Source organism: Variovorax sucrosi (assembly GCF_051216635.1).
Lineage (GTDB): Bacteria > Pseudomonadota > Gammaproteobacteria > Burkholderiales > Burkholderiaceae_C > Variovorax.
The window spans coordinates 175,839-192,685 of the sequence record NZ_JBPJZU010000010.1 but is presented as its reverse complement, the minus strand read 5'-3'; the positions used below and the strand labels follow the sequence as shown (position 1 = coordinate 192,685).

Genomic DNA, 16,847 nt, shown 5'->3' with positions numbered 1-16,847 from the left:
GGCCATGACCTTCCCTCTCGCAGCGCTGACCAAAATCCACACGGCAGTGGTCTTTCGAGACCAGACCCCTCAGGAACTCCCTGCAGGCAACGTGCGCGTGCTGGCTATCCGCGATGTCGTCTCTTCAACCCCATCGAGCTGGCATGAACTCCCGCGGGTGGCGGTCGCGGAGAAGTATCTCGAACATTGCCTTCAACTGGGTGATGTGGTCATTCCGTCACGCGGGGATTACTACAAGGCTTGGCTCTTCAACGGCGCGACTGAGCCTGTGCTGCCGGTTGGACAGCTAAACGTGATTCGGCCGGCGGTTGACTTGGATGCCGGCTACTTGGTCTGGTATCTCAACCTCCCACCTACGCAGGCGAAGCTGTCACTTTTGCTGACTGGAACCACTATCAAGGCGCTGACCAAGACCGCCCTGCTGTCACTGGAGGTTGATATGCCCGAGTTGCCCCAACAGCGGCGTGTCGCCGAGATTGACCGACTGGCTCGACGGATTGCGACCATCCGCCACCGCTTGACCGAACTGGATGGCATCGAGGTGACTCAGCTAGCCAGCCAGCTCTCGCATCGTGGAGGCGCCAATGCTTGACGCTCAACAGCAGCATGCGATCCGCAACGCATTCTGGAGGACCTTCGATACGGTCCGCGGTAGTGCTGAAGTTGGTGCTTTCCGAGACCACCTCTTGGCTTTGCTTGTGCTGAAGTACCTCTCAGATCGTGATGCCGGCAGCGCGGAGCACGACACTGCTCTGAACGGGAAGACGGGCAAGCCACCGCTTTTCGAAGGGCTGTCCGACGCCGGGCACATGGCCGACCTCGGGAAGCGCATCGACCACGCACTCGCCAATCTAGAAGACCGGCACCCGTTGCTCCAAGGCGCCTTTCATGACGTCAGCTTCGATTCATCCGCGCTGGGGAACCCCGAGCAAAGGCAACGCGTCCTTTCCGACTTGCTAGGCCTGTTCGGCGGGCCGGAGTTTGACTACCGTGATCCGGGCGCTGCCAAGTCCGTCGCTTTTGCTTGTGAAACGCTTATCAGCGAAATTGCCGCAGCAAGCGGAAAGCGTGGCGCCGAGTTCTACACCCCGCCCGAGGTTTCGCAGCTAATCGCCGGGCTCCTCCAGCCCGAAGCTGGGGAAAGCGTTGGCGATCCGTGCTGTGGTTCTGGCACGCTGTTGTTGACTTGCAGCGCGGCAGCACGCGCACGCTCTGGTGGCGAGGGCTGCCACCTGTTTGGCCAAGAGAAGAACGGCAGCACATGGGCGCTGGCGAAGATCAACATGCTGGTGCATGGGGAACTGAGCGCTCAGCTGGAATGGGGAGACACCCTCAAGAGCCCGAGATTGGTGGTCGGCGACCAACTTCGAAAGTTCGACTTGGTGGTTTCAAGCCCCCCTTTCAACCTGAAGGACTGGGGACAGGAAGCCGCAGCAAGCGATCCCTACGGTCGCTACCGGCGCGGGATTCCTCCTCGAGGCACGGCTGACTACGCGTTCATCAGTCACATGGTCGAGACGTTGAAGCCCGACCACGGCCGAATGGCGGTGGTGGTCACGCACGGTGTTCTTTTCCGCAGCGGTGCAGAGCAGCAGATTCGGAGGCAGCTCTTGGAGGAGAACCTGGTGGACGCCGTGATCGGACTGCCTGCCAAGCTGTTTCCAAACACGGCCCTTCCGGTTGCGCTACTCGTGCTCCGCAAGGACAAGCGTGACAACTATGTACTCTTCATCGACGCAAGTCGTGAGCACGAGCACGGCAAGACCCAGAACAAGCTTCGAGAGATGGATGTCTCCAAGATCGAAGACGCCTACGTGGCACGGGGAAATGCAGACGGCTACGCAAGCCTTGTGTCGCTGGAAGCGATTCTGGCAAACGACTGCAACCTCAACGTGGCCCGTTACGTGGATGCCATCGAGGAGTTTCACCCTGTCGACCTGATAGCACTCCGCGAGGAACGTGCTCAGCTCAGGGCCGAGCTGGAAGCGCTGGAAAGCAAGTTTACAAACCTGCTTCAGGAGGTCGGCCATGCTTAGCGCAAAGGAAAACGGCCGCTTACGCGGCCGCATCCTCTATTGCGTCTTGGAACCTGACGTCCGTCCGAAGAGAGACCTGTCAAGCCGTGGTGTCCAAGCGCCTACGAGGCAAGGATAACACAGTGCTCGACTACAACAACATGACCCTGCAGGACGTGCAGGCAGTGACTCAGGCCATTTCTCACGCTCGTCTGGGTAGCTACAAGCGCTATTTCCAAGCTGCCGACCATCTGGAAGCGCTGGGCCTGTACCAGTGGAACGAAGACCTGCGTGAAGCCTTCGCTCGTACTACGGACCTAATCGAGGTTGTTCTGCGCAACCAGTTCCATGCTGCATTGAGTCATAGGTACGGCCAGCAGGGCGGTGCCGGATCGCGAGACTGGTACTCCTACCTGAACCTTCCGCAAAAGTCCTCCGATAAGGTGCTTGAAATCACCCATGTTTACCGTGGAGGCACCTGGCGACCGCGTAACCCCGCCCGCACACCCGACGACGTAGTCTCGAACCTTACCTTCGGCTTCTGGCCCCGGCTCCTGGACGTCTCGACCGATACCAACCAAGTTCTGGTTCCTTGGGACCACATCATCCCGGACATCCTTCCTGGACATCGTCAAAGAGCCGCTACGTATTGGCGCCCCCAAGCCCGCCAGGATGCCTTCTTTGCCAGGATTGACCTGTGCAACGACTTGCGAAACCGGATTGCTCACCTGGAGCCGATCTGGAAGCTGGGACCTCTCAAGGCTGAAGCTCGGAATCGGCCAGGGCGGGCGATACAAACGGTTGATGGCCCCACACGGAATCCGCAGGAGTCCTTGGACCGCCTTCGCTTGATCGACGACCGCCTCATTGAGTTGCTTCACTGGCTGTCCCCGACGGTCTCACGCCTTTATCGGCAGTGCCCCATCCATACCCACTGCGTGGCACTGCTTACGCCTGCAGCGCTAGACGCCTATCGTCAAAACCGTCCGCTCCCCTGAACAAACATACAAGAACACTGTCCCTATGTCCCTCACGCTCGACACCCTCGAATCCTGGCTCTGGGAATCCGCCAACATTCTGCGCGGCTCCATCGACTCCTCGGATTTCAAGAACTACATCTTCGGCCTACTGTTCCTAAAACGCTTCAACGACGTGTTCGACGACCGCGTCCAGCAACTGCAGGACGTTGACGGCCTCAGCAAGCGCGACGCGCTGGCGGAGGTCCAGGACAAATGGGGGACCTTCCCGCCTGACGCCCGCTGGCCGAACCTGATTGCCCGTACCGAGAACATCGGCGAAGCGTTGGACAAGGCCTTCGCCACCATCGAGGCCAACAACACCGAGCTGCAGCATGTGCTGACCGCCACCCAGTACGGCGACAAGCGCGTGCTCTCGGACGCCACGCTGCAGCGCCTGCTGCGCCACTTCAACCAGTACCGCCTGGGCAATGCCGACCTCTACAAGGCCGACATGCTGGGCGACGCCTACGAGTACCTCATCAAGCAGTTCGCCGACGATGCCGGCAAGAAGGGTGGCGAGTTCTACACGCCCAAGGCCGTAGTGCAGTTGGTGGTGGAGCTTATCGACCCGCAGCCCGGCCACAGCGTGTACGACCCCACTTGCGGGAGCGGTGGCATGCTGGTGGAGAGCGCGCACCACGTCGCCGAACTACCCGGCGGCAAGCTCATCGGCGACCGGCCGAATGCGCTGCTGTACGGACAGGAAAAGAACCTGGGCACCTGGGCCATCGCCAAGCTCAACCTCTACCTGCACAACATGCGGGCCGAGATTGAGCGCGGTGACACCCTGGTGGAGCCCAAGCACCTGGACGGCGGCTACCTCAGGACCTTTGACCGCGTCATTGCCAACCCGCCCTTCTCAGCCAAGGCCTGGTGGACGCCGCTGGAACTTGAAGCTGAAGCCGCCAAGGACAGCGAAGGTGGTGAAAGCACGAAAAAGCCAAAGACGCCCAGCTACAAGGAAGTGAGCGACCCATATGGCCGCTTCACCTATGGTGTGCCGCCGCGTGGCTACGCCGACCTGGCCTTCGCGCAGCACATGCTGGCCAGTCTGAAGGCCGACGGCCGCATGGGCATCATCCTGCCGCACGGGGTGCTGTTCCGCAGCGGCGAAGAGGGCAGGATTCGTGAGGGGCTGCTGTTCGGGACCGATGCCGCCAGCGGTGGCCAACCGGGTGACCTCATTGAGGCAATTGTCGGCCTACCTCCAGCCTTGTTCTACAACACGCCGATCCCAGCCTGCGTGCTGATCTTGAACAAGCGCAAGCCCGCCGCACTCAAGGGGAAGGTCATCGTCATTGATGCCAGCACAGGCTACGCGGAAGGAAAGGCACAGAACAGCTTGCGGCCCGAGGACATTTCCCGCATTGCCAGCACCCACAAGGCGGCGTTCAAACACCAGACCGAGGTGGAGCAGTATTGCCGCCTGGTGCCGCTCGAAGAGATTCGCGGCAACGATGGCAACCTGAACATCACCCGCTACATTGACAGAGGCAAAGACGACGTGATGGTGGATGTGTCTTCAACGCTTGAACAGCTTTCTGAGCTGGCAGTGGAGGAAGCAATCGTCGATGCAAAGCTGAACAGCTACCTGGTGGAGTTGGGCCTATTGGGAGCGGCATCTTGAGCCCAAACGAGCTTGTCGTGCGGACTTCTTCGGTGGGCAACCAACTCCCTGCAGGCTGGCGGGCCGTGTCGCTCGCCGAGGTCACTGCCGAGTGTGGGGAGCGCAACAACTCGCGGTTGGATGACCGTCTGCTGTACGGCGTTACCAAGGCAGCAGGCCTAGTTCCGATGAAGGAGCGCGTAAAGGGGGATTCCACAAGTCGATGCAAGGTGGTTAAGCCACAAGCGTTTGCATACAACCCAATGCGAGTAAACATCGGCTCAATCGCTCGAAACTCGACGAGCCGTGCGGTCATGGTCAGCCCGGACTATGTCGTCTTCCAAACAAACCAAGACCGACTGCTGCCAGAGTACCTGGACCATCTTCGTAGGTCGCACCTATGGCATAGCTTCGTGAGTGCTGCTGGTGACGGCAGCGTTCGTGTCCGCATCTACTACGACCATCTTTCGCAACTCCGGTTTTCGTTGCCACCGCCCGCTGAGCAACAAAGAATCGCAGCGATCCTTGCTACGGTAAACGACAAGCTGGACGTGATTGCGCGCCAGATTGAAGCCACCCACACGCTCAAGCAGGGCTTGATGCGGACCTTGTTCAACGCAGGCGTCGGCACACAAGATGCCGAAGGCCGTTGGGCGCCACACGCGGAGTTCAAGGAAAGCGAGCTTGGCCGGATTCCTTCAGCCTGGGAAGTGGCAGCAGTCGGCGAAGTTTGCGATGTACGAGGCGGAAAACGGTTGCCCAAGGGAGAGTCCTTGGTAGCGGAGAACACCGGCTATCCATACATCCGTGTCTCGGACATGCACATGGGCGGTGTGGACACATCAAACATCCTGTTCGTCCCCGCCCATCTGCAGCCGAGCATTGCCCGATACACCATCTCCAAGGATGACATCTTCATCTCTGTGGCTGGGACCCTGGGGATCGTTGGCGTCATCCCTGATGAGCTTGACGGCGCCAACCTCACCGAGAACGCCGACAAGCTCACCGACATCAAAGTCAACCGCGACTACTTGTTCCACTGTCTTTGCTCAGAGCCGATTCAGCAAGCCATAGCTCGAGAAGCGACATCCAACGCACAACCAAAGCTAGCCCTTTCAAAGATTCGGGAATTCCGTTTCCCACTCCCCCCTCCTGCAGAGCAACACCGAATCGCGGCAGTCCTTGCTGTCGTTGACGATAAGCGGCGTGTACTCCTTTCCAAGCAGCGGCACTACCAGTCCCTCACACGCGGCCTGATGCAAAAGCTCCTGACTGGCGTGTGGCGCGTGAAGGTGGATGCGGAGATGGCTACCTGAGCTGACCATGGACGCGGCAGCCACTCCAGACCTCAACAGCTCTCGACTTGTCGAGCTGCAGCGCGCCGTGCAGCACAGGCTGGGCGGCTGCCTGTTGCGCTTTCAGCAGTACGAGTTGCTGCTCAAGGGCATGGTGGCCAACACGGACCTAGCTGGCACGCCGGCTCAGCTGCAGGACGTACGAAACGAGCGAGTTGCTGCGATGCTGAAGACGACCTTGGGCGGGCTGGTGAGCCTGCTCACGGGCAACTACCTGAGCGCCGAAAGCAGGTCGGCATCGGCTGAGGCCGACCCCGCTGAGCCCAACAGCAACACCCTCTGGTTCAGCTTCCGGCAACGCATGGAGATGAGCGCCGAGCGCTATGAGGCGATCAAGGCCGAGCTGAAGGAGCTGGTGGCCCTGCGCAATGAGCTGGTGCACCACCTGCTGGAGCGCTTCGACCTAGGCCAGCTCGACCGCTGCGAGGCTGCGGCGGCTTACCTCGAGCAAAGCCGCGCGATCATCGAAACGCACTACCAAACCTTGCGCACTTGGGCCGAGCAGATGGACCACGTCCGAGCGTTCGCTGCGTCGTTCATGGACAGCCCAGCTTTCAAGGACATGCTCATCGACGGCATCGCGCCGGACGGCCAGGTGCACTGGCCCATCAGCGGCATCGTGAGCAGCCTGCGTGAAGCCGAGCAGGGGATGGCCACGTCAAGCGGCGTTGGGTCCTGGATCGAACTGAACGCCGCCATTGCCTGGATTGGCAAGCACCATCCGGATCAGACGCCCAAGCGCTACGGCTGCAGCAGTTGGCGCCAGGTGCTGCACGAGTGCCAGCTTTTCGAGGTCAAGAAACAGGCGCCCACAGAAGACGCCATCTCAACACATGGCACGGTGGTTTGCTACCGTAGCCGCAGGGAGGAATGAACAACATGCCACGCGAGCAAGCAAAGAGGCCGTCATGAGCCAGTCGCCCGAGAAGACCGGGGTGGAGACCCCGGCGTTGGATTGGCTCGTCAAGCTGGGCTACACCCACCTGCCGGGCAACGCCGTGAAGGTGGAGCTCCGCCACTTGGCGCCGGTGCTGGAGGACGTTCTTCGCCCGCGCCTGCTGGACCTGAACCCCTGGCTGGCCGGGGCGCCTGGCGGCGTGGAGGCGGCGCTGATCGAGCTGCGCAAGCGCGCCAACGACGACCTGCTGCCGGCCAACAGGACCGTCTGGGAGCAGGTGTTGCACCGCTCGGACGTTCAGGTGAAGGACATCGAGGGCCAGCCGCGCAGCGTGCGCTTCCTGGACGCCGACGACGCCAGCCGCAATGACTTCCATGTGGTGGATCAGTACGTGGGCCGCAATGCTGACAGCGAGCTGTTCCGCCCGGACCTGCTGCTCTTCGTCAACGGCCTGCCGCTTGCCATCATCGAATGCAAGGCCAGCCATCACCGGTTGGACGAGGCGCTAGCCCAGTTGGACGGCTACCAGCGCAGCTTTGCGCCGCAGTTCGTGTTCAACCAGGTCTGCGTCGGCCTGAACCGACGCCAGGGCCAGTACGGCGCCATCCTCACCAAACCCGCCTTCTATGCGCGCTTCCGGCTGCAAGCGGCGGAGCTGGCTACCGTGGAGGCGTTGCTGGGCACCGAGCCCAGTGAGCAGGAGCAGCTGCTGTGGGCACTGTTTGAGCCCGGCCGCTTTCTGGAGCTGGTGGCCCACTTCGTATTGTTCGAGACGCGGGGCGGCAAGACTGTCAAGAAGCTGCCGCGCTACCAGCAGTGGCGGGCGGTTCGCAAGACCGTCGAGCGGCTCACCAGCGCCACGCCCCTGGGCGGGGTCATCTGGCACACGCAGGGCAGCGGCAAGTCGCTGACCATGGCCTTGCTGGCAAGGCTGCTGCGCGCCGATAGCACCGGCCTGGCCAACCCGACGGTGTTGGTGTTGACCGACCGTCGCGACCTGGACAAGCAAATCTTCGACACCTTCCATGCGGTGGGCATCCGCGCCATCCAGGCTGTGTCGGTCGCCGGCCTGGTGAGGATGCTGGGCAACGACTACGGCAGCGTGTTCACGAGCACCGTTCAGAAGTTTCAAGAAGGCGATGAGCCCCGCTCGCTGGCGGACGACGGCGCGGACCATGCTTCAGACGAGTCGGACGAGGTCTTGCAAGCTACGCGGCACCGGCGTGTGCGTGAGGGCAAGGACTTCTTCATGGTGGAGGAGCGCAACGAGCACTTCGGCCAGCATGACGCCGACGGCGTGCTGCTCGACCCGAAGTGGGCGGAACTGAAGCGCGAGAAGGTCAACTTCCGCGTGCTGAGCGCCAAGCCCAACTTTTACGTGTTGGTGGACGAGGCCCATCGCAGCCAGTACGACTTCCTGGCCGCCTTCATGCGCGCCAGCCTGCCCAACGCCAAGTTCATCGCCTTCACGGGCACGCCGCTATTGAACGACGACAAGCACACGCTTTCGGAATTTGGCGGGCAGAGCTACATCGACGAGTACCGGCTGCACGAGGCGGTGGCTGACGGGGCGACGCTGCCAATCAAGTATCAGGACGCCTGGGTCAAGCTCGCGGCCGATGCCAAGCTCGATGCCGCCTTCAACGAGCAGTTCGCCAAGGCGTCTGAGACCCACCAACAGGCCCTGAAGAAGGAGCTGCTGGCGCGCTGGCGCAAGGCCGGCGACCGCATGGAGCAGGTGGCTGCGCACCTGGTGGAGCACTTCATCAGCAACGTGCAGGCCAAGGGCCTGAAGGCCATGCTGGTCTGCAACGGCCGCGACATGGCCGTTCGCTACAAAGACCTGCTGGATGATTTGATGAAGCAGCGCGTCGCGCAGGGCCTGGCCACATTTCAGAGCAAGGTGGTCATCTCCCTGGCCGGCATCACGGGCACGCGGACCGGTGCCACGGTGGAGGAGGAGGCGGCCGAGTACAAGCTGCCGGTCACCAAAGTGCAGAGCATCGAAGAGCGCGTGCGGGATGAGCTGAAGGCGGGCAAGGAGCCCATCGCGATGCCAGCGGAGCAGGTTGGCCGCTTCGTGGGCAAGCTGTTTCCGCTGCCCTACGGCGACGAGAGCAAGGGCAAGGATGGCCAGCCTCATGCCAACAACGTAGGCCTCATCATCGTGTCCGACATGCTGCTGACCGGCTGGGATGCACCCATCGTCAGCACCATGTACCTGGACAAGCCGCTCAAGGAGCACACGCTGCTGCAGGCGATTGCCCGCGTGAACCGCACGCTGCCGGGCAAGAACGCGGGGTACATCGTGGACTACCACGGCGTGGTGGACCACCTGGACCAGGCGCTCAAGGTCTACGGCGGCGAGGTGCAGCCGGCACAGGTGTGGCAAGGCGTGGAGACCGAGCTGCCCAAGCTGCAAAGCACGCTGGAGCGCATCCTTAAGCTGCTGCCCAAGAAGCACGACCCGGTGAGCGAGCGCGACGCCTACAAGGACGACGCGGAGCGCTTCCTGGACCCTGCCACCCGCCTCGACGCGGTGGAAGACTTCCTTGAGCTGGCCAAGCATTTCAACCGCAGCATCGACATCATCCTGCCGGATGTGCGGGGCGTGCCGTTTAAACCCTACTTCACGCTGTTCGCCGAAATCCGGCTGATGCTGCGCGACAAACTGCCGGATGCGAACTACCGCGAGCGCATCACCAAGCTGGAGTCCGCGCTGCTGCAGCGCTTACTGGACGAGTACATCGCGGCCAGCCCGGCCAAGAGCCTGCTGGGGCGCGAGGTGTCCATCCTGGACGCCAGCGACATGGCGCGGCTGAAGCAGCTGGCCAGCCCGGGCAGCCAGGCGCTGGTGATGAAGAACCAGCTCAAGCACACCATCGTCACAGGCCGCGACAAGGACCCGGCCTTCTTCGACAAGTTAGCCGAGGAGTTGGAAAAGCTGCTGGAGGAAGAGAAGGCTGGCCGCATCAGCCAGGCGCAGTTCCTGGAGCAGCTGGAGCTGTTCGGCCAGCGGGTGGCGGACAAGGACAAGACCGGGTTCCAGAAGCCCGCGCACTCGGCGGTGTTCCGCTACCTGGCGACGCTCCTCGGTGAGGACACCGCTCGGGCTGCCACGACCAAGCTCTTCGAGGACAAGGCGCTGAGCCACACACTTGCGGCTGGCAACTGGAAGCAGATGCCCGATCTGCATCCGGAGCTTCGGGACCTGCTGCGCAAGCTGCTCGTGCCGCTCGCTGGCTGGGAGCGTTCGGTGGCTCGAGAGCATGCCGGCCGCATCCTGGACATCTTGCTGAAGAACTGACCCCATGCCCCGGCTGCAGTACGGTCAGACGACCATCGAATGGCGTTTCAAGAAGGACGCAACGCTCAAGCGGCACTATGTGACCGTGGAGCGAAGCCACCCCGTGCTGCTGCGCGGCCCAGCAATTGGCTTGGCGGAGCAAGAAGCCCTGGTAAGGCAACGCGCGCGCTGGATTCGCGAGAAGCAGGCGTTGGTGGACCTACCGGTGGCGGAAGAGCAGATCGTCACCGGCAGCCGGCTGCGCTATTGCGGGCGGACCTACTTCACGGAGGTGAAGCACTCGCCGAAGCTGGCTTACCCCACACTGCGCTTCACGGCTTCGCGCTTCGTGATCGAGAACCCGGCAGGGCGAAGCATCGGTCCTGAAGCATTGACGCCACTGCTAACTGCCTTCTACCGAGACCGCGCGCACGAGAAGCTGCTGGCGCGAGTCCGACACTGGGAGCGCCAGTCAGGTCTGCAGGCACGGGGTGCCCGTATCAGGCATTTCCAGAGTCGCTGGGCCAGCTGCAATGCGCAGAACGTGTTGGAGTTCCACCCTCGGGTGATGGAACTGCCCGCCAGCGTGCAAGACTATGTCGTGGTGCATGAGCTCTGTCACACGGTGGAGAAGAGCCACACGCGGGCATTCTGGGCGTTAGTGGCCCGGCAGATGCCTGGCTGGCGGCGGCAGCATGACGCACTGGAGCGAGCCTCCTTCGGCGACTTGGTCTAAGCGTCCCGTCGTAAAAGCGTTCGCTCATAGACGCGTTCCGTCGACCGCTCCTGAAGCTGCTGCGAGGCCTACTGTGTCGACCTCGAGGGCGCTCTGTTTGGTTTCACGTACACGATGGCGTCCAACATAGCGGCGCGCGCGTCCCAAGTTTTCGCGTCAGTGGGGTCTGGAGGACGATCCTCATTCCACCATGGCGTCAGTAGGATGGTTTCGACCACGGCGTCCCAATAGTCCTCAGGGGAGTTCAAAGTCTTTTTCGGGACGCCAAGTTGTTCGGCGAGTTTGTCGAGATTGGCGCTCGTGACCGGCACGAAATAGTCCGGCCTCTTAAGGCAGGCGAGACGTGTGGCACCACCGATGCTGATGCCGCCCATGTCGCCCGCAGCGGCCAGCAGGGCGGCCCAGTAGGCTTGCCAGTCTGCCCGCGTGGGCGCGTCGTCGTCTGGAAGAAGGTCTAGGGCTGCAGCCACCTCAGTGGGCTCCTCCTTTTCAACCAGGCGGGCGTAGGAGTGCCCGAACCGTCTCGCAGCGGTCATCTCGCCAAAGAAATTCCAGTCGACGTCGCTCTCGTCTTTGGGTCTCTCCATGCTGATGCCTGCGATTCGCTGGCGGTCCTTCAGGGGCAGTCGCAGGAAGCCGCCCGGCCGCCGAAGCAGTTCTTGTATTCGTTCCAACGTTTCTAGTCGACGTGAGCGGCCGTGCTCATCTTCTTCATCGACCTTTTTGAGCCAGTCTTCCCACTCCATGTGAATAGGGGCGTCTGTGCGCCGCTTCTCCTCGATGCGGTCAGGCTCCTCCACGTAGAGGTCATCGACTGTCCTCCTCTGACGTTGACTTGCACGGTGACTCGCTCGGTAGCGGCTAATGAACGCCATCGTGGGCGTGATGCAACGGCCATTGGCCTCTCCTTCGATGAACTCCCGCAGCATGCGGACCGTCGGGTCGCCCTTGTCGAGTTCCGAGGCAGTGCTTAGCTCCACATTCTGTTCGAACGCACCTCGGGTCATGTTGTGACTACCGACTATGACCGTGTACCGGTCGTCGTGCTCGAAAAGGTAGAGCTTCGGATGGAAGAGCGGGCCCTTGGCACTGCGAAAGGAAACCCAATTGCTGTTAGCAAGGCGCTCAATACAGTCGGGGTCGGTGAGTGAGCCGTGCGTTCCAATGACCACACGCTGCAGCTTCGCTTCCTGTCGGACCAACTCGTTGAAGACATCATTTTTGGTGGCCCAGGCCACGGCCGCCCATGCGCGCTTGCAAGTTTGTAGTTGGTGGATAACTGTCTTGGACATCGCGCCGATGTCAGTCAACACTCTGATTGGCTTCACGTCTCGTCCTAGCGTCGTTGTGCGGCCGGAGTAGCCTTTTTGCGTTTGTGCCCACCATTCTGCCAGCGGGAATTTTTCATCGACTCCGTACCCCCCCGGCAGCCGATGCTCCGACGGCCGAGCACAACGCTGTTCAAGAATCTCGGCGCTAAGCAAAGGTGTATTGGCTCGATGCTTCGTTGCACAAGCGGTGCACCTATACAGCTATGCAGCAGGCGATTGCCGCTGCCGCACAGCTGGGGAGAGACATGACGACAGCGGCTGTGGGACATCCTGGAACTGTGGGGTAGGGCTCTGAGAAACCAGGCGGGGTGGCGAAGCTAGAGCCCCGGAGCACGCGTCTGGCGGAAGCAATCACTGGGGCCCAAACGAGGGGCCAAGTACTGCTCGAAGGAGTTCGACCTTCCGGTCGGGGTGGCCCCGCCTATGGAAGGTGCTTCTCTGCTACCCCAAGGGGAGCCTCACCAGCAACCCCAAAGAGAGGATCAACACCTAAGCATTGCTGAAACCTGAGCGTTTCAACAATGGCATATCCAAGGGGAGTGCGGTCGTCGCGAGCAGTGGGGGATATGCCAACCAGGTGCCGGCAAGGGTGGTTGCTCAACTGAGCTTGTCAACTGCAGTTCAGCTTGTCCAAGGGTGACATTCCTGGTCCCAACCAGGGCGCTGCGCGCCAGCGCCGCGGCAGGCTGCTCCTATTTCATTCCCGGACAGGCGGTTGGTCGACGTCAGGTTCATCGGCTCATTTCGTCAATACTGACATGCGTGCCCTCGGGCACCATGTCCGCCCACAGCGACATCGTCCGGTCGCCCTTTTTGAACCGGATCGCATGCTTGGCCTCCTTTGTACTCCGATGGCAACAGGTCGTCCACCAAGGCCCGGCATCAAATGAAGCATTCAGCCTATGTTTCAGCGTTCTCGATTCATAGATTGCAGCCGCCCGCAAGCCATTGATTCGTCGGGGACCTTTTTCTCGAGCCCTCCTGCAATGCCTTTTTGCTCCGCGCCGACTGACTTCAAGCCATTGATCGCACAGAGTCCCACGTCAACTCAAACTTGAGCAGGTATTTGCGTAGCCGATCCGCGTCATTGACCACAGAGCGCTGCGTGCGCGAGCGGTCAAACAGACGACGGCCGGCATCAGAAAGCGTCATCGATTCTCTGCAAACTCGGACAACAGCCTCAAGCTGCATGCGGTCGAACAGGTCCAGTCTGTCAATGACGTCGGCCGGCAGTATCGCGTCAACGTCGACCCCGGTTGCGTTCAACTTGCCCGCTTGCTGCCACAGCCATTGAAGGCGCTGGATTTCGGCATCGACCAGGCCTGTCGAAATCCGCCCGCCGTCTGCTAGCGTCGCCATGCGCGTGATGCTCGCAGACAGGTCACGGAAGTTGCCGCGCCAAGGTGCCTCCGCCGACTTCGCAAACTGCAGATAGCTGGTCTTCGCTTCGGCGTTAAACCGAACCGCTCGCCCGGTCTCGGCGGCCGCTCGGGTGAGCAGATGTTCGACGTTGGGCTCGATGTCCTCGGGGCGCTTCGCCAGGCCCGGCAGGGTGTACGACCAGAGATTGATACGGGCGAACAGGTCTTCGCGGAAGCGCCCCTGTGCGACGTCGACGCGCAAGTCGCGGTTGGTGCCCGCAATCAGCTGGAAATCGCTACTCACCTCGCGGTCGCTGCCCATGGGAAGGAACCGCTTCTCCTCCACGGCTTTGAGCAGCATGGCCTGCTCGTCCAGGCCAAGCTCTCCAATCTCATCAAGGAACAACACGCCCTGATGCGCTGTGCGGAGCAGACCAGGCCGGTCGGCGGCCGCACCGGTGAATGCACCCTTCTTGTGGCCGAACAGGGTCGATGCCGCGCCATCACCACGCAGCGTGGCGCAGTTGACTTCGACGAAGTCGCCCTGGACTTGGTGGCGAGACTTCTTCAGCTCGAACATGCGCCTCGCCAGGTGTGACTTGCCGGCGCCAGTCGGGCCGGTCAGCAGGACGGGCGCCTGCGAGCGCACCGCCACGCGCTCAATCTCCTCGATCAGGGCGTTGAAGCGCTTGTTGCGGGTGGGGATGCCGCTCTTGAGGAACTCGAGCGCCTCCGCATGAGCCTGGCTGAAGCGCTGAGCCAAGACGTCGTAGCGCGAGAGGTCCAGGTCGATCAGCGTGTAGCTGCCGGGACTGCCTCGCTCCTGCTTCTTCGGCGGCGCTGTCTGCAGCAGCACACCAGGGATGAAGCGCGACTCGACCATCAGGAACATGCAGATTTGCGCCACGTGCGTGCCGGTCGTGATGTGCGCCCAATATTGCTCGTGTGCCGGATCGAAGCGATAGCCGCGCGCCCAATCATAGAGTGCCGCGTACATCAACCCGAAGTCCCAAGGATCGGCGACGTCCATCGGTACCAGGTTCACGACGGTGTCGGGCGAAACATTCGCAACGTCGCGGAGCAGGGTCTGCGCCAGCACTTCGTAGCGCGTCGAATAGAGCAACTCCAGCCGGTCGATCAGCGTGTCCTCGTGCTGGACCAAGGAAATCGTCGGTCGCCACTTCTCCCAGCGTCCGGCGCCTTGGCCAGAGTCCAGCTGAGTTCCCATGAACCCGATGACAACGTTCTTCTTGACCATAGCTACACGGATATTTACTAGCTGTAATTCTAGTCATTTGATAATTCTACTGGGTATTGTTCCCGAGAGCACGGCCGGAAAATCCAGATATTCCTTTTTAAATCAATCGGTTAGATGTTCGTCCATCAACGGCTGGCGAAACTGGCACACCCATTGCAAAGAAGAGGGTACGAACAACAAGTTGAATGCAAAAAGGAGAACACTCATGGTCAACACGCAACTCTTCCAAACCCTCAAGGGCGCTCTGCTGCCTGCTGCCGCGGCGCGCAATGCTGAGCAAGCGCCGGCCTACGCCTTCGGCCCCCGTCACCAGCTGGCACAGCTCGCAGCCACGGGCTGCCTGAGCCAGACCTTCTACGCCAATGCGGAAGACCAGCTCGACAAGGTGAGGGCGCTGGCACAAGAAGTGGACGCCGCCTTCGTCGCCAAGACCGCGATCTACGCCCGTCAGTCCGGCCACATGAAGGACATGCCGGCGCTGCTGGCGGCCAGCCTGGCTGTGCGTGACGTGGCCCTGCTGAACCAGGTGTTCTCGCGCGTGGTCGACAACGGCAAGATGCTGCGCAACTTCGTGCAAATCCTGCGAAGCGGCGCTGTGGGACGCAAGTCGCTGGGTACTCGCCCGAAAAAGCTGGTGCAGAACTGGCTGCTGACGGCGACCGAGAAGCAGCTGCTGAATGCGGCAGTGGGCAACACGCCGTCGCTGGCCGACGTGGTCAAGATGGTTCACCCCAAGCCCCCCGAGGCCTGGCGTGCTGCCTGGTTCGCGTGGCTGATTGGCCAGTCGGTCGATGAAGCGGCTCTGCCGCCCATCACCCAAGCGTTCGAACGCTTCAAGCGCGAAAGTGCCCAAGGCGTTGCAACCGATGTGCCGGAGGTTCCGTTCCAGATGCTGACTGCGCTGGCGCTGAGCTCGGCCCAGTGGGCGCAGATCGCTCGCACTGGCTCATGGCAGATGGTGCGTCAGAACCTGAACACCTTTGCTCGTCACGGTGTGTTCGACATCGAAGGCATGGCCGACGTTGTCGCTGCCAAGCTGAGCGACTCAGAGGCTGTGGCAAAGGCGCGTGTGATGCCCTACCAGCTAATGGCTGCGTTCAAGGCGACCGGCGAAGCCGTGCCGCAAGTGGTTCGCGATGCGCTGCAGGATGCAATGGAAGTCGCGCTGAACAACGTGCCCAGCCTCGAGGGGCGTGTGGTGGTGTGTCCTGACGTGTCAGGCTCGATGAGCTCGGCCGTGACCGGTCATCGCGGTTCAGCGACGTCCAGCGTGCGTTGCATCGACGTGGCGGCCCTGGTGGCTGCAGCAGTGCTGCGCAAGAACCCGCAGGCCCGTGTGCTGCCGTTCGAACAGGATGTGGTGAAGCTGTCGTTGAATGCCCGTGACTCCGTGATGACCAATGCGCAAGCGCTGGCCAAGATCGGTGGTGGCGGTACGAACTGCAGCGCGCCGCTGGCTCTGCTGAACCGTGAGCGCGCATCGGTGGACCTGCTGGTCCTGGTCTCGGACAACGAGTCCTGGGTCGACGCCAACCGGCGTGGTGCGACGCAGACCTTGCGCGAATGGGAAGTGCTGAAGAAGCGCAACCCGAAGGCGCGCCTGGTGTGCATCGACATCCAGCCGACCGCGACCACGCAGGCGGCAGAGCGTCACGACATCCTGAATGTCGGCGGCTTCTCCGATGCGGTGTTCACGATGGTGGCGAACTTTGCCGACGGCAAGATGGACGCAGAGCATTGGGTCGGCGAGATTGACAAGGTCTCGCTGACGCCGCAGTAGATGGTTTGAGTTGGAAGGTGTCTCAGGCGAATGCCTGCAGGAGTACAGCACATTTGGCCGCGCGGGCCGACAAGCCCGCAACGGAGAACCCGTAGGCCGCTCTTGCAAATTTCGTCGCCCGGGACACCGACCACGATATTGAACAAGCGTCGTCGCGTGGCGAATGCCGGTGGGACTACATCCTTTAAGTGTGTCTCACCCA

The 16,847-nt window shown here is 61.7% G+C and carries 11 protein-coding genes; 9 read left to right on the top strand and 2 right to left on the bottom strand.

The genetic code is table 11. The annotated features are described in order from the left end of the window. Positions 1-4 precede the first annotated feature (4 nt). From ACSFBE_RS20065 to ACSFBE_RS20030, 8 genes are all read left to right on the top strand, one after another. Positions 5-592 (top strand): restriction endonuclease subunit S domain-containing protein, encoded by a 588-nt coding sequence (locus tag ACSFBE_RS20065; RefSeq protein ID WP_435492183.1) that lies wholly within the window; start codon positions 5-7, stop codon positions 590-592. Then, on the top strand, positions 585-2,036 hold the full coding sequence (locus ACSFBE_RS20060) for an N-6 DNA methylase (protein WP_435492182.1): 1,452 nt from the start codon (positions 585-587) through the stop codon (positions 2,034-2,036). Before ACSFBE_RS20065 ends, ACSFBE_RS20060 begins: the two co-directional genes overlap by 8 nt. 122 nt (positions 2,037-2,158) lie before the next feature. Continuing rightward, positions 2,159-3,013, top strand: coding sequence for an Abi family protein (locus tag ACSFBE_RS20055; protein ID WP_435492181.1), 855 nt, complete (start codon positions 2,159-2,161; stop codon positions 3,011-3,013). A gap of 25 nt (positions 3,014-3,038) precedes the next feature. Then, positions 3,039-4,661 (top strand): type I restriction-modification system subunit M, encoded by a 1,623-nt coding sequence (locus tag ACSFBE_RS20050; RefSeq protein ID WP_435492180.1) that lies wholly within the window; start codon positions 3,039-3,041, stop codon positions 4,659-4,661. A gap of 65 nt (positions 4,662-4,726) precedes the next feature. Beyond that, entirely contained in the window at positions 4,727-5,956 is a 1,230-nt protein-coding gene (locus ACSFBE_RS20045; protein ID WP_435492179.1) for a restriction endonuclease subunit S, read from the top strand. A gap of 7 nt (positions 5,957-5,963) precedes the next feature. Further along, on the top strand, positions 5,964-6,869 hold the full coding sequence (locus ACSFBE_RS20040; protein ID WP_435492178.1) for an OST-HTH/LOTUS domain-containing protein: 906 nt from the start codon (positions 5,964-5,966) through the stop codon (positions 6,867-6,869). Positions 6,870-6,903: 34 nt separating this feature from the next. Continuing rightward, positions 6,904-10,200, top strand: a complete 3,297-nt coding sequence (locus ACSFBE_RS20035) for a type I restriction endonuclease subunit R (RefSeq protein ID WP_435492177.1) — start codon at positions 6,904-6,906, stop codon at positions 10,198-10,200. A 4-nt stretch (positions 10,201-10,204) separates the two neighbouring features. Next, entirely contained in the window at positions 10,205-10,915 is a 711-nt protein-coding gene (locus tag ACSFBE_RS20030) for a M48 family metallopeptidase (RefSeq protein ID WP_435492176.1), read from the top strand. A gap of 68 nt (positions 10,916-10,983) precedes the next feature. On the opposite strand, the gene ACSFBE_RS20025 is transcribed toward ACSFBE_RS20030, so the two are convergent. Both ACSFBE_RS20025 and rtcR read right to left on the bottom strand, forming a co-directional pair. Next, on the bottom strand, positions 10,984-12,207 hold the full coding sequence (locus ACSFBE_RS20025; protein ID WP_435492175.1) for a phospholipase D-like domain-containing protein: 1,224 nt from the start codon (positions 12,205-12,207) through the stop codon (positions 10,984-10,986). Positions 12,208-13,260: 1,053 nt separating this feature from the next. Further along, positions 13,261-14,865 (bottom strand): RNA repair transcriptional activator RtcR, encoded by a 1,605-nt coding sequence (gene rtcR, locus ACSFBE_RS20020; protein WP_435492174.1) that lies wholly within the window; start codon positions 14,863-14,865, stop codon positions 13,261-13,263. Between rtcR and ACSFBE_RS20015 the strand changes: the two genes are divergently transcribed. Further along, on the top strand, positions 14,843-16,645 hold the full coding sequence (locus ACSFBE_RS20015) for a vWA domain-containing protein (protein ID WP_435492173.1): 1,803 nt from the start codon (positions 14,843-14,845) through the stop codon (positions 16,643-16,645). The genes rtcR and ACSFBE_RS20015 overlap by 23 nt on opposite strands. Positions 16,646-16,847: the final 202 nt, after the last annotated feature.